This is a genomic window from Pontibacter mucosus (genome assembly GCF_003054055.1).
In the GTDB taxonomy this organism is placed as follows: Bacteria; Bacteroidota; Bacteroidia; order Cytophagales; family Hymenobacteraceae; genus Pontibacter; species Pontibacter mucosus.
Genome location: NZ_QBKI01000016.1, coordinates 1 through 13,529, shown reverse-complemented (window position 1 = coordinate 13,529; position 13,529 = coordinate 1). Strand labels below are relative to the sequence as shown.

Annotated in this window: 13 protein-coding genes; all 13 read left to right on the top strand. The window is 38.7% G+C overall.

What is annotated here, in order from left to right:
- The first annotated feature begins 147 nt into the window (after nucleotides 1-147).
- A complete protein-coding gene (locus C8N40_RS21740) occupies nucleotides 148-1,038 on the top strand; it encodes a nitroreductase family protein (RefSeq protein ID WP_245905229.1) in 891 nt (296 codons plus the stop codon).
- 1 nt (nucleotide 1,039) lies between these two features.
- Nucleotides 1,040-2,170 carry a polysaccharide pyruvyl transferase family protein gene (locus C8N40_RS21735; protein WP_108213920.1) on the top strand — a complete coding sequence of 377 codons (1,131 nt, stop codon included), beginning with the start codon at nucleotides 1,040-1,042 and terminating at the stop codon, nucleotides 2,168-2,170.
- On the top strand, nucleotides 2,167-3,024 hold the full coding sequence (locus C8N40_RS21730) for a glycosyltransferase family 2 protein (protein WP_108213919.1): 858 nt from the start codon (nucleotides 2,167-2,169) through the stop codon (nucleotides 3,022-3,024). Before C8N40_RS21735 ends, C8N40_RS21730 begins: the two co-directional genes overlap by 4 nt.
- A gap of 53 nt (nucleotides 3,025-3,077) precedes the next feature.
- Nucleotides 3,078-4,277 carry a glycosyltransferase family 4 protein gene (locus C8N40_RS21725; RefSeq protein ID WP_108213918.1) on the top strand — a complete coding sequence of 400 codons (1,200 nt, stop codon included), beginning with the start codon at nucleotides 3,078-3,080 and terminating at the stop codon, nucleotides 4,275-4,277.
- Between the two features lie 30 nt (nucleotides 4,278-4,307).
- The gene (locus tag C8N40_RS21720; RefSeq protein WP_108213917.1) at nucleotides 4,308-5,234 is read left to right on the top strand and encodes a glycosyltransferase family 2 protein; all 927 of its coding nucleotides are present in this window, start codon (nucleotides 4,308-4,310) and stop codon (nucleotides 5,232-5,234) included.
- Nucleotides 5,234-6,364 (top strand): glycosyltransferase, encoded by a 1,131-nt coding sequence (locus C8N40_RS21715; RefSeq protein WP_108213916.1) that lies wholly within the window; start codon nucleotides 5,234-5,236, stop codon nucleotides 6,362-6,364. Before C8N40_RS21720 ends, C8N40_RS21715 begins: the two co-directional genes overlap by 1 nt.
- A complete protein-coding gene (locus C8N40_RS21710) occupies nucleotides 6,361-7,467 on the top strand; it encodes a glycosyltransferase (protein WP_108213915.1) in 1,107 nt (368 codons plus the stop codon). Before C8N40_RS21715 ends, C8N40_RS21710 begins: the two co-directional genes overlap by 4 nt.
- 62 nt (nucleotides 7,468-7,529) lie before the next feature.
- Nucleotides 7,530-8,717, top strand: coding sequence for a glycosyltransferase (locus tag C8N40_RS21705; protein WP_245905228.1), 1,188 nt, complete (start codon nucleotides 7,530-7,532; stop codon nucleotides 8,715-8,717).
- A gap of 26 nt (nucleotides 8,718-8,743) precedes the next feature.
- Complete coding sequence (locus C8N40_RS21700) at nucleotides 8,744-9,706, top strand: GNAT family N-acetyltransferase (protein ID WP_108213913.1); 963 nt, start codon at nucleotides 8,744-8,746, stop codon at nucleotides 9,704-9,706.
- A 240-nt stretch (nucleotides 9,707-9,946) separates the two neighbouring features.
- The gene (locus C8N40_RS21695; RefSeq protein ID WP_211318164.1) at nucleotides 9,947-10,924 is read left to right on the top strand and encodes a hypothetical protein; all 978 of its coding nucleotides are present in this window, start codon (nucleotides 9,947-9,949) and stop codon (nucleotides 10,922-10,924) included.
- Nucleotides 10,924-11,943 carry a polysaccharide deacetylase family protein gene (locus tag C8N40_RS21690; protein WP_108213911.1) on the top strand — a complete coding sequence of 340 codons (1,020 nt, stop codon included), beginning with the start codon at nucleotides 10,924-10,926 and terminating at the stop codon, nucleotides 11,941-11,943. The genes C8N40_RS21695 and C8N40_RS21690 overlap by 1 nt, the downstream gene beginning before the upstream one ends.
- Nucleotides 11,921-13,264, top strand: coding sequence for a glycosyltransferase family 4 protein (locus C8N40_RS21685; RefSeq protein WP_245905227.1), 1,344 nt, complete (start codon nucleotides 11,921-11,923; stop codon nucleotides 13,262-13,264). Before C8N40_RS21690 ends, C8N40_RS21685 begins: the two co-directional genes overlap by 23 nt.
- 95 nt (nucleotides 13,265-13,359) lie before the next feature.
- Nucleotides 13,360-13,529 (top strand): 3-hydroxyacyl-CoA dehydrogenase NAD-binding domain-containing protein (locus tag C8N40_RS21680; RefSeq protein ID WP_211318168.1); only part of this gene is annotated, 170 nt, incomplete at its 3' end.

The window sequence follows — 13,529 nt, the reverse complement described above, 5'->3', positions numbered from 1 at the left end:
TATAATTCACACAAAAAAAGCTTTGTAGAGCTCCAACTTCCTAAGTATTGTTATAAGAGTTCTTTGATGTCAGCAGTTTATTATTTCTTCTTCTCGTCAGCATTCAGGAGGGAGAATAAGGCTGTGTTAGCGGGTAAAGTCAAACATATGAGGGAAGCACAAGTAGAAAAGGCAAATTATTTTCTGCTTGTACGAAACATCCACAGAATTGAGAAAGGGTTGTTGATGCGACCGAGACGTGCTGTTTTTGCCAAAGATTATATCAGAGAAACTGTTGACTCTTATATTGGAGTTGTAACTAAACAAACTGATAGCCCTTCTCAATTAGCTTGGTTTACTGATGTATTAGATTCCTATTTTAATACTTCGGGTGAAGATAAAGTCGTTATTAAAGAAAAAGAGCGATATGATTCATTTAAACAAAGCTTAAATGGTAAATTAGCTAATTTACAGTGTGAATTTATTAAAATACCTTATCATAGAAACGAGAGCTTAAAACCAAATATAAGCTATGAAGACTTCTATAAGCTTAATAAATACCGTAGATCAGTAAGATGGTTCTTGACTAGACCAGTACCTCGTGAGTTAATTGATAAAGCGATTTTAGTAGCTTCGCAGGCTCCTTCAGCTTGTAATAGACAGCCTTTCGAATACTATATTATTGATAATCCAGAATTGGTTAAAGAAGCAGTAAAACTGCCTATGGGAACCACTGGTTATGCACATAGTATTCAAACTTTTATTGTTGTTGTAGGAAATTTGGATAGTTATTTTGATGAGAGAGATAGACATCTTATATATATCGATGCTTCATTAGCAAATATGTCTTTGATGTTAGCTCTAGAAACACTGGGCTTGGGCTCTGTTTCTATAAATTGGCCCGATATAGAAAGTAGGGAGCAAAAGATGGAGAAATTTTTGAAGTTAGGACCACATCAAAGGCCAATTATGTGTATAGGAGTAGGATTTCCTGATCCCGAAGGAATGGTAGCGTTTTCAGAAAAAAGAGATTTAAACCAAATTAGAAAATTTCTATAAAATGATTATAGAGCTAAAGGGAATGGGTGTCGAGAACAAAGGAGCACACCTAATGCTAGAAGCAGTAAAACAGCAGTTTAATCAGCACAACATAACACTTGCCATATCCTGGGATTCTGGAGGAGTTGGATACAGGAAAGCTAAAGAGTTAGGGCTTTTCTATTTACCACCTAATTTAGGTAAGAAAGCTGTAGTGTTTAAATTAATAAAACACTTACCTAAGACTGTCCGCAGATCATTTAATATAATTTTAGATGAAGAGGTGGATGTAATATTAGATGGTTCTGGATTTGCATATGGTGATTTTTGGGGAGCAAACAAACCGTTGAGGAGATTTCAGAATGTACTGGCTGGAAAAACTTCCAGAAACGCAAAAAGTATCTTGCTACCTCAGGCTCTCGGACCTTTCGATGATGATAAGGTAAGGCGCTCTTTCAACAAGGTGTTGGATAAGTCTGATCTTGTATTTGTAAGAGACGAGCAGTCCATGGAATATATGATTAATGCTTATGGGCTACAGCAAAAATTTATACTCGCTCCGGACTTTACAAATTTAGTTGATGCTGGTCCAGAACAGAATTATCCTGAAGGAGAGATATGCCTTATCCCGAATTATAAGATGTTTACCCAAGATAAAGAGGCCTATATGAGCTTTCTAATCAAAGTGAGAATTTTCTTAAAAAATCAGGATAAAAAAGTTTATTATTTGATACACGAAGGGGAAAGAGATAAAGAGATTGCTAAAGAGCTTAATAGATCATTAGCCCTGAACGACCCGATTGTGGAGGAGTTTGATCCAATTAAGATTAAGAATCGAATCAAATCAGCTGATTTGATTATCGTTTCTAGATTTCATGGACTAGTGAGTGCTTTATCTCAAGGCGTACCAGCTATTACGACATCTTGGTCTCATAAATACCAAATATTGATGAAAGAATATGACCAGGAAGATGCCTTGATTGATATTCGTAACTATGATTTTGGTAATGTAAAGAATCTAATTTCTATATTTTTATCTAAAGGCAAAGCTGCTTTTCGAAATGAGCAGGCAGATACTATACAGAAGCAAAAGGAACGCTCAAAATTAATGTGGGAGAAGCTAAAGAAGCACATCAGCATTCAATATAAATGAATTTATTTAAAGTATCAGTTATAATTCCTGTCTATAACGCAGAAAAGTTTCTTAGAAATGCTGTAGAGTCTGCTGTTCATCTTGAAGAAGTGGGAGAAGTTATTCTTGTCGAAGATAAATCACCTGATAATGCCTTAGAAATATGTTATCAGTTGGTGAGGGAATATGACAAGGTAAAACTCTATAGACATCCAAATGAAGAGAACAAAGGGGCTGGAGCAAGCAGAAATTTAGGTATTGAAAAATCTCGCTTTGAGTTTATTGCTTTTCTAGATGCTGATGATTGGTACCTTCCAAATAGATTTACAGTCGAATCTGAGGTTTTAGCTACAAATAAAAATGTTGATGGAGTTTATGGTGCGACTGGATATTTCTATCATGATAAAAATATATTTACTAAAGATCTAACGACTATTAACATTAAATATGTTAATAACAATTTACTATACAATCTCGCGACAAATAAAGGTGCATTTACCACTAATGCTATCACTTTAAGAAAAAGTCTATTAAATAAAACAGGCTTATTCGATACGGACTTAAAGTTACATCAAGATACACATCTATGGTACAGAGTAGCTCATTTTGGAAACATTGTGGCAGGTATAATAGATAAACCAATAGCCTATCGAAGAGTACACAATGATAACAGAATTGCTAATCGTAATAGAAGTTCTGCAAACCTTTTTGCCCTTAAAAATTACTCGACTTTTAAGAACTATGAAAGAGTGGAGGCGAGACCCTTTTTCAATATCATCATAGAATATGTACGTGCAAAGCATACCAATATTATTATGAAATATGCAATGACTATGGCTTTATCAATTTATCATTTTAAAAGATTTAAATTCTAGCTCTCATTTAGCCGCCTCATTGATAAAGATTGATATACATCCCACTTTAAGCTATGAAGAATAATAGCAAAACTCCCATGCATACATATGGTGCAGAATCTTTAAAGCCTTACAGGGGACTATTTATTTCTCCCTATCAATCACTTACAAATATTGGGTGGCAAAATATTCAACTATCTACAATGAAAAACATTATTGATGCATATGCATTCAATAATGTGAAGGAACAGAATAATATCTATAATCTGAATAGTTTTTGGAACCGAGTAATTCGCAGATTTTCCCCAAACTTTAACGAATCTATTACTTATCCTCTGAAGCTTCAACAAATCGTAAATAAACACAAAATCAATTTTATATCTTGTAATTTCTTAGATTTTGCACTAAGATTTCACCGATTCATCAAAACCCAAGATATTCCTTTTTTAATTTTCTGTCATGGAAGGGATATCATTTGGGATTACGTTGATCCGAAATCTGGAGAAAAGCAGTATGATAAAGATTTTTTTGAGAAACTGGACTCAATAAAAGATTATGTATATTTTATAGCTAATTCTAGTTTTACTAAGTCGCAGCTCGAAAAAGCGGGAATTGACCCAAAGAGAATTTATATCAAGTATTTTGGGCTTGAGTCAAAAGAGATAATCAAAGAGGAAAGAAAAAGCGGAGGTTTAAGATTGCTCTTTGTCGGAAGATTAATAGCCTGTAAAGGCCCTGTCGAGACAATCAAAGCATTTATACTTGCTAAAGAGAAAGGATTCAAAGGAACTCTAACTGTAATTGGAAGCGGTGCTTTAGAAAAGGAGTGTAGGCGAGTAGTGTCTGAATCAAATTATAGTGACCAAATTTTCATGTTAGGGTCAAAGCCACATGCTGAAGTTTTAGAACGCCTAAAGGAGCATGATGTAATTGTAGCTCACCAACGAAAGGACCCACAAACAAATCAGGAAGAAGCATTAGGTATTAGCTTAATAGAGGGGCTTTCCTATGGTTTGCCAGTTATTACTTGTTCTTCAGGTGGAGTTGCAGATATTATTTCGAGCGGATATAATGGCTATCTGACTCCTCAAAATGACATATTCACACAATCATTAAAATTCCTTGAATTAGAAAACAATGTAAATTTATACAATCAAATGTCTAGAAATGCTATCGCAACAGTAAGAACGAAGTTTTCAAAAGATGTTGATAAGCAAAGGATATTAGACATCTTGGAAAGTATTCACTCCACTAATGAAAGCGCCTCATATTAAAACTCCAACTGAACTATAATATGTAATTTTATGGAAGAACTAGTTTCTATTGTTATGCCAACTCACAACAGGGAAAGCATGTTAACTAGAGCTGTTGAGAGTGTGTTAAATCAAACCTATAGTAACTGGGAATTACTAATTGTTGATGACGCTTCGAATGATAATACGCAGCAAGTAGTGGAAGACTTTATTAGCAAAGATGCTCGAATAAAATATTACAAGCTTGAAAGAAATCAAGGTGCCTGTGTAGCAAGAAATAAAGGAATAACAGAATCTAATGGTGATTATATAACTTTTTTAGATTCTGATGATGAGTATATGGCTGACAAGGTAACTCTTCAGGTCAATTGTTTTAAATCTAGCGGTGTCGAAAATTTAGGTGTTGTAAGTTGTGGAAGAATAGATTTCAGAGATGGCATTAAATACAACGAGTGGGTACCAAATTTAAAGGGCAATATATTACAAGACTTATTGCTTAAAAATAGAATTGGAGCTGGTACCCCTTTCTTGATGATTAAAAGATCTGTGATAAAAGATCACAGCATTCAATTCGATCCTAACATGCCTGCTGGTCAGGATTGGGATTTTCTTACTCAAGTTTGCCAGTATACTAACTTTGATGTAGTTTCTAAGCCATTAGTGAAGGTGCATCATCACTCAGGTGAAAGAGTATATAATCCTGAAAGAGCTGTTCTAGCTTTTGGCCGACAGTACGAAAAGTATAGACACCTTTTATTAAAAGAAGCTAAAGTACATGATACTTTCGTATTAAAAATGGCAGTGCAAAGCTATGTGTATGGCTATAATGAAAGAGCATTAAACTTATTAGCACAGAATATCATCCATAAGGATTTTAAAGTTGCTTTATGGCAGATCTATATGCACATGGCTACTGAAAGAAAATCATTCCTTGCAAAAGCAACTTTTAAATTTCTCAAAAGAGCTACATCTCTATAATGCAAACTATCTTATTTATTATAGATACACTTCAAGTAGGTGGTGCTGAAAAAAGTATTATAGAGATAGCCTCTAGGTTAAAAAACTACCGGCCTGTAATATGCACTCTATTTTCAAAAAATGCTGATTTAAAAACTATATGTATCTCAAAAGGGATAGAAGTAATAGAGTTAGACTTAACCGGTAGATTTTGGCTACTCAAAGGGATAAGTAAAATCAGGTCTGTTGTTAATGAGCTCGAACCTGCATTAATTCATGCAAACTTATTTAAAGCGGAATTACTGACAAGGGTTGCTTTCTACAAGACAAAAAACCTTCACATTGGATCATTTGTAAATGATTCTTATGCAGTCGAAAGATATCAACAACAGACATCAAATGAAAATTTTAAGCTAAACATATACAAGTTAATAGATAGGCTAACGGCAAGAAGTGCTTCGCACTTTACTTCAATCACAAATAGTATTGCTGTTACAAATGCAAAAGCTCTTCATATTAATCCTAATAAAATCACTGTTATCTATCGCGGAAGAATTACAAATAATTTCTCTATAAAGCATCCTGAAATCACAGATGAACCTTTTATTTTTCTTGCTGTAGCTAGATTACTTAAACGTAAAGGTTATTTAGAGCTAATTAACGCTGCAAATATTCTAAAACAAAAAGGTAATATGAATTTTAAGGTATTGGTAGCCGGTGATGGTCCTGATAAATCTTTGTTCACGCACAAAGTCAAAGAACTTGCTTTAGTTAAACATTTTGAATTTTTGGGTACGAGGGAGGATGTACCATCACTATTGCAAAAAGCGCATTGTTTTGTGTTCCCTTCGCACTACGAAGGGCAAGGAGGGGCATTAGTAGAAGCAATGTTTGCTGCAAAACCAATTGTTGCTACTAAGATCCCTGTAATTGAGGAGCAGGTCGGCAATGGTGAATTAGCAAAACTATTTAATTTGTTTGATTCTACTGATCTAGCTAAGCAGATGCTTTGGGTTTACAATAACTATAATGAAGCAACTAAAATGGGATTAAAAGCGCACAATGTAGCTATAAAGAAGTTTAATATTGATGTAGTTGCAGAACAGCACGAGCATCTATATTCTAGATTATTGAAGAAACAAAATAGATGAAGGTTCTACAGCTATTACAGAAGCCTCAACTTAGAGGTGCCGAAATATTTGCATCACAACTTTCAAATCATTTAGAAGAATCAGGTGTAACCGTTCACCTGATTTCAGTGTTTGAGGGTACTTCCGAACTTCCCTTCACAGGAAAGATCAGTCATTTAAAAAGACCCTTAAATAAGAGACTTTGGGATTTTAAAGCTTGGAAAACGTTCGCTGAATTAGTAAAACGTGAGCAGCCAGATCTAATACAGGCAAATGCAGGTGATACTTTGAAGTTTGCCATTTTAAGTAAGCTGTTTTACAAATGGGATACACCTGTAGTTTTCAGGAATGCCAATAAAATGGGTGATTTTATAGACACTAAACCTAAGTACCTTTTAAATCGCTTCTTTGTGAATCAAGTAGAAGCAGTTGTATCAGTAAGTCAACTTTGTGAAAAGGACTTTATAAAAACATTCAAATTTCCAGTTTCAAGAATTACAACAATACCAATAGGGGTTGAGGAACAGAATACCGCATCTGAGCCACCTAGTGATCTTATGAGTATTTTTAGTAACTACAGGGTCCTTGTCAATATTGGCAGCTTAGTACCTGAGAAAAATCATGAAACCCTCATTGATATTTTTGATGCTGTAGCTAAAAATGATCCAACTGTTTTTCTGATGGTAATTGGAGATGGCCGTTTACGAACAGAATTGGAAAGTAAGGTTTCAGGATTATCTAGTAAAGGTCGAATTCTATTTGCTGGTTATCGAAATGATGTGCTGCAAGTTTTGCAACATGCCGAAGCTTTCCTTATGCCAAGTTTAATTGAAGGTTTACCTGCTGTAATATTAGAGGCGATGTATTGCAAGACACCTGTTATTGCGAATAATGTAGGAGGAATTAGTGAAGTAGTGAATAGTGAAACAGGTTGGCTAATTCAAAAAGATGACAAATCAGGTTTTATTAAAGCTGTACATGAAGTTTTAAACGGGGGGGAGATAGTCAATCAAAAGATTTATAATGCATTTTATCTTGTTACTAAAGAATACATGAATTCACAAATAGCGGTAAGATTTAAGGAAGCCTATAGGAAGATTATTGAGCGACATAGTTTGTCTTAAATTGCACCTATACCTTTGTATCCTGGTATTGCTTATCATAATTATAGAAAGTAGAGCTGTACGTGTCAAACCATAAAATTAAAATTCTTCACCTGATCAAATCTTTAGGCAGAGGCGGAGCCGAAATGCTCCTACCAGAAACGCTTAAGGTGCATGACCGGGAGCAATTTGATTTTCATTTTGCTTATTTTCTTCCTTGGAAAAACCAAATGGTGCCTGCGATAGAAGTATTAGGTTCACAAGTGGTTTGCTTTAAGGCAAAGAGCAATCTGCAGATGTTTCTGAGAGTAAGAGAAATCAGTCGCTACGTGCAGGAGCATCAGATCGACGTAATCCACAGTCATTTGCCTTGGGCCGGTGTAATTGCTAGACTGGTAGGTAAGAATACAGGAGTGCCAGTTGTTTATACAGAACATAACAAGTGGGAACGATACAATAAGATAACGTACTGGCTGAACAAACTTAGCTTTAGTTGGCAGGACGCTGCTGTAGCTGTATCGGATGACGTACAGCAATCTATTCGTAAAAATGCCGGAACCAATTTTGAGGAACTCTTTTTGCCAGTTGTGCAGCAAGACAACTTAAACAAGAAAGTACAGAAACCCTATTTGCTTAACATTTTGAATGGCGTGAATACAGCGCACTTTGTGCGAGACGAGCAGGCCGGCCAGCAGATTCGACAGGACCTAGGCATATCAGCAAATGCACTTGTTATCGGTACCGTCTCTGTTTTCCGCTTCCAGAAGCGTCTAGATGTATGGATGGAGATCACAGCGGATATTCTGAAAAGAGTGCCCGAGGCGCATTTCATTATAGTTGGGGACGGCCCGCTGAAGGAAGAGCTATTAGCTAAGAGAAAGGCACTAGGTATTGAAGAACGCCTGCACATGCCTGGCCTAAAAACCGATGTAAAGCCATACTTCAGCGCTATAAACATCTACATGATGTCCTCTATATTTGAAGGACTTCCCATAGCCTTACTTGAAGCCATGAGCTGTGGGTGCGCCGTGATCAGCACCAAAGCAGGCGGTGTAGGAGAAGTGGTCGAAGATGGTAAAAGCGGCTTGCTCTGCGAAGCAGATGACTATATGAAGCTGGCTGATTACGGCGTGCAGCTTCTGCAAAACAAGGAGCTGCGTGCAACCCTCGCAGCAGGTGCTCGCGCGCGTGTACAAGCTGATTTCAGCATAGATAAAATGACAAAGCAGCTGGAAGAGCTATATTTGTATTTAAAGGAGGAGAGAGGCTAAGGGTAGGTGGATAAAGAGCATGCACCATGCAAATAAGAAAAGGAACAGAAGCGGACATACCAGCGATTGTAGAACTATTGAAGTCTTCCTTGGGAGAAGGGCTAATCCAGAAGTCAGAGCGCTTGTGGAATTGGAAGCATGTGGAGAACCCACATGGGGCCTCACCGGTGCTGGTGGCGGAAACAGACGGGCAGGTAGTTGGGGTAAGGGCTTTTCTGAGATGGCAGTGGGTGTATAAAGGGCAAGTACTGCAGGCAATCCGAGCTGTAGATACGGCCACGCACCCAAATTTTCAGGGGAAAGGGATTTTTAAGAAATTAACATTGAAAGGGCTGGCGGACGCAAAAGAAAGTGGAATAGACTTAGTTTATAATACTCCCAACGAAAGCAGCAAGCCTGGTTACCTGAAAATGGGGTGGATCGAAATGGGGCAGATGGCATTGAAGCTGAAGGTAAACCCTTTTGCTTATAAGCGACATATAGTGCCCGAAGCTCCCACAAAGGACTGGCAAAAGCTGGCAGGTCTCCTGCCACAGCTTACCAACCCAGTTGCGGGAGACGGAAAAGTACTGACTCATCTGAGCTCTGTTTACGTTCAATGGCGCTACCAGAATAACCCGCTGTTTGATTATTACTTCCTATCTGATTATAAGTCCTATGTACTTTTCTACCGTATCAAGCCTCACAGCTTTGGACAGGAGATGCGGGTGGTGGACCTGCTCATAGATGAGAAGGCTTTTGATAGCAAAGGTAAAAGCGCGTTGGCAGATTCATTTAAGGAGATTAGCAATTCCTGTTTCCTGACTTCTGCTTCGGGAAGGCACTTTGAACTGACAAGTGGTGTTTACCCTGGCATGGGCCTGCTACCTGTCATAGACAAAGGCCCGATCATTACACTGCGTAATGTGAATTTGCAGGCTGAAGTATTTGATGAACTTAGCAGACAGAATAACTGGGGTTATTCGTTAGGAGATATGGAATTGTTTTAGACAGGAATGATCGGTGCGATAATATTATTTTTTTTGCTCTTCGTAATCAACCAAGCTATTCTTAAGAGCTATAGGAAGAAGTTTTCCTTCTTCTCTATTTCCCTGATGAATAGGCTCTACTTTTATCATATCCTTTTTTGGGGAGTATATTATACTTATACACTATTTAATAGATCAGATTCTATCAACTATTTTGAGAGGTCGGCATCTGGGTATTGGGATGGCAATTGGTTTTACTTATTGACTACCGGTACAAACTTTATTCGATTTGTTGCCTATCCTTTTACAAATACTTTAAGTTTTAATTATGAAATGGCAATGCTTATATTCGCATGGTTTGGCTATATAGGTTTTGTTCATTTTTATATTTTTTTTCGAGAAAATATCAAGCTAAAACTGCAAGTATGGGGGTATGATTTGCTTTTGATTTTACTCTTCCTACCTAATATGCACTTTTGGACCTCATCATTGGGTAAAGGTTCCCTTATATTTCTTGGTATAAGTCTTTTTGCTTACTCAATGCAGTTTCCTATGAAACGGTTGTTTGCAATGTTATTAGGCTCTACTATTGTGTTCATGATCCGCCCTCATATGTTTATGTTTTTAGGGATTGGAGCTATTATTGGATATTTTACAGGTAGAGAAAAGGTACCTCTATATCGTAAACTTCTTGTTTATGCTGCATTTACTGCTGCTGTTTTAATGTTGTCTGATCAAATATTAGCTGTTGCTAATTTGAACGAAGATGATTTGACAGGAAGTTTTGATAGATTTGCTACCAAAAGAGCTGAAGGCCTAAGTAGTGCTGGCTCAGGAGTTGATATAAATAATTACCCTCTCCCTCTCAAACTCTTTACCTTCTGGTTTAGACCTTTATTTGTAGATGCTCCAGGTGCATTAGGAGTATTTGTGTCTTTTGAAAATCTAATCTATTTGCTTTTAGCATTAAAGATTGTAGATAAAGATTTTATTCCCTTCTTAAAAAGTTCTTCCTCATTAGTAAAAATGAGCTTAGTAATTTTTATCTCTTCGTCTGTAGCGCTTTCTTTTGTGATGTCTAACTTAGGTATTGCAATGCGGCAGAAGAGCATGGTAATGTATTTTTTCTTTTTTGTAATTATGGCCTTTATGGAATATAAGCAGCTGAAGAAAATGGGTATTACAAAAGAAGGAGAAGCAATTACTAATGTGCCACGTAAACGCTTACGCTTAGTCTAATGCAGAATAAACCTGTCTTCACCATTTCCCTGGATTTTGAGCTTTATTGGGGCGTTTTTGATAAAGTAGCGCTGGAAACAAAACAGAACTACTTTAGCAATACCCGTCGTATCGTGCCAGAGTTGCTAACTCTTTTCGCGAAGGAGGAGGTACATGTTACCTGGGCTACGGTGGGTATGCTTTTTGCAGAGAATTGGCAGGAGTGGCAGGAGCACAACCCTACACAGCAACCGGCATATACAAACAAGCAGCTATCTGCATATCGCTTGATGGAACTATATGGTCAGGACAGCGCACTTGCTGCTAACTTCTTCGCTCCCGAACTAGTAAAGCAAATACCCCAAACTCCTTTCCAGGAGTTGGCCACGCATACTTACTGCCATTACTATTGTAAAGCACAGGGGCAAACGTTGGAGCAGTTTAGAGAGGATCTTAGAGCAGCCAAACAAATAGCAATCGCTAAAAGTCTCCCAGCTCCAGTCTCATTGGTGTTTCCGCGCAACCAATTTAACCAGGAGTATTTGAAGGTGTGCTTTGAGGAGGGGATAACAAGCGCACGCTCCAACCCAAAAGATTGGTTCTGGAAAGACACCGTAGAAGATAAGCTTCTGAACAAGATTTTCCGTACTGGCGATGGCTATTTGCCACTGGGTCAGAGAACTTCCTTTCCGCTATCATCGCTGCAGCCCGTAAAAGGAATGCCTCTGGCGATACCAGCAAGTAGATTTCTGAGGCCGGTGAACGGCAGCAAACCTATTTTGGACAAACTTCGCCTACAGCGTATTTTAAAAGAAATGACGGAAGCAGCCAAGCGAAAGGAGTGTTATCACCTTTGGTGGCACCCGCATAATTTTGGGGATTATCCGGAGCAAAGTATGGCAGACCTTCGGGTAATCATCCATCATTTTAAGCAGTTACAGAAACAGTACGGTATGGTGAGTATGACTATGCAGGAGATTCAGGCGTATGTGCGGGAGGGAAACTTTGAAGTTACAGATGTTAAAACTAACAATATCTAACCACCCCTGCCCCTCCTTGTCAAAGGAGGGGAGTTATATACCTGCTGCTTTTATTACTAACTTTGTGAAAACATATTTTCTCCACCCTCCCCTGTTTTTAGGGGAGGGCAGGGGAGGGGTAATTATGCCAAAGCTTTTTAGAATCACCACAGTCCCACTTTCTTTACAGAAGCTCATTACCGGACAGCTACCTTATATGCGATTGAAAGGCTTTGAACCACTGATGATTTCAGCAGATGGCCCCGAGACAAAGGCTGTGGTGGCGGAGCAGCAATCTGAGCATGTGCTGGTGCCCATGACACGCAAGATCACGCCTGTTCAGGATCTGAAAGCGTTGTGGCAGTTTTACAGGCTCTGCAAAAAACACAAGCCCGAGATTGTCCATTCGCACACACCCAAAGCAGGCATTATTGGCATGTTAGGTGGTATGCTGGCGGGAGTGCCAGTGCGTCTTCATACAGTAGCTGGTTTGCCGTTGATGGAAACCAGCGGTGTAACGCGCAAAATCTTAAACGCTGTGGAAAAACTGACGTATGCCTGTGCTACCAAAGTATATCCTAACTCAACAGTACTGAAAGATTTTATACTTCAGAGTGGCTTTTGCAGTCCTCAAAAGGTGAAGGTAATTGGCAATGGAAGTAGTAATGGCATCAACACACACTTCTTCAGTGCTGAGGCGTTGGAGCAAAGTCAGGTACAGCAGCTAAGGCAGGAGTTAGGTATACAGCCTGATGACTTTGTCTTTTTATTTATTGGCCGGCTGGTAAAGGATAAAGGTGTTCGCGAATTAGTTTCTGCCTTCAAAGCGCTGCAAACCCGCCATAGGCATGTGAAGTTATTACTGGTAGGGCCACTGGAGCAAGACCTGGACCCACTGCCCTCAGAAACGTTGCAGGAAATAGAGCAGAATGCTTCTATTCTGTCAGTCGGGTACCAGAACGAGGTGCGGCCATACCTGGCACTGAGCCATGCGCTTGCTTTTCCATCCTACAGAGAAGGGTTTCCTAACGTACCAATGCAGGCGGGCTGTTTTGAGTTGCCGAGTATTGTTACAGACATAAATGGCTGTAATGAGATTATCGTGGAGGGAGAAAATGGGCTAATCATTCCGCCAAAGAACGAGCAGAATCTGCTGGAGGCTATGGAACGGCTGCTTATAGACAATGTATTATATTTGCACCTAAAGGCGAACGCTCGTCGCATGATAGTAGAGCGTTATGACCAGCAGCATTTTTGGGAATTACTTTACCAGGAGTATCAGGAGCATCTCCAAAAGAAGGGGCTGATTGATGTTGAGAAGCCCTCGACTGCGAAGGATTAGAAGAGAATATTTAATCATTTATACATAAGTTTGTTTGGAAAGTTCTCTCGCTAGAGGTACTTGCTCCAAACAGAAATAGTAAAACAAACGAACTTATGAGAATAGCAGTAGTTGGTACGGGGTACGTGGGGCTGGTGACGGGCACGTGCTTTGCCGAGGTGGGCATCGATGTGACCTGCATCGACATCGACCAAAAGAAGATAGACAACCTGCGCCAGGGCATCCTGCCCATCTACGAGCCGGGGCTGGAGGAGATGGTGGAGCG

Excerpts from the sequence above, each read along its gene's own strand:
- C8N40_RS21710 (WP_108213915.1), top strand. The coding sequence starts at position 6,361 with ATGAAGGTTCTACAGCTATTACAGAAGCCTCAACTTAGAGGTGCCGAA.
- C8N40_RS21730 (WP_108213919.1), top strand. The coding sequence starts at position 2,167 with ATGAATTTATTTAAAGTATCAGTTATAATTCCTGTCTATAACGCAGAA.
- C8N40_RS21715 (WP_108213916.1), top strand. The coding sequence starts at position 5,234 with ATGCAAACTATCTTATTTATTATAGATACACTTCAAGTAGGTGGTGCT.
- C8N40_RS21740 (WP_245905229.1), top strand. The coding sequence starts at position 148 with ATGAGGGAAGCACAAGTAGAAAAGGCAAATTATTTTCTGCTTGTACGA.
- C8N40_RS21735 (WP_108213920.1), top strand. The coding sequence starts at position 1,040 with ATGATTATAGAGCTAAAGGGAATGGGTGTCGAGAACAAAGGAGCACAC.
- C8N40_RS21685 (WP_245905227.1), top strand. The coding sequence starts at position 11,921 with ATGTTAAAACTAACAATATCTAACCACCCCTGCCCCTCCTTGTCAAAG.
- C8N40_RS21700 (WP_108213913.1), top strand. The coding sequence starts at position 8,744 with ATGCAAATAAGAAAAGGAACAGAAGCGGACATACCAGCGATTGTAGAA.
- C8N40_RS21720 (WP_108213917.1), top strand. The coding sequence starts at position 4,308 with ATGGAAGAACTAGTTTCTATTGTTATGCCAACTCACAACAGGGAAAGC.
- C8N40_RS21725 (WP_108213918.1), top strand. The coding sequence starts at position 3,078 with ATGAAGAATAATAGCAAAACTCCCATGCATACATATGGTGCAGAATCT.
- C8N40_RS21690 (WP_108213911.1), top strand. The coding sequence starts at position 10,924 with ATGCAGAATAAACCTGTCTTCACCATTTCCCTGGATTTTGAGCTTTAT.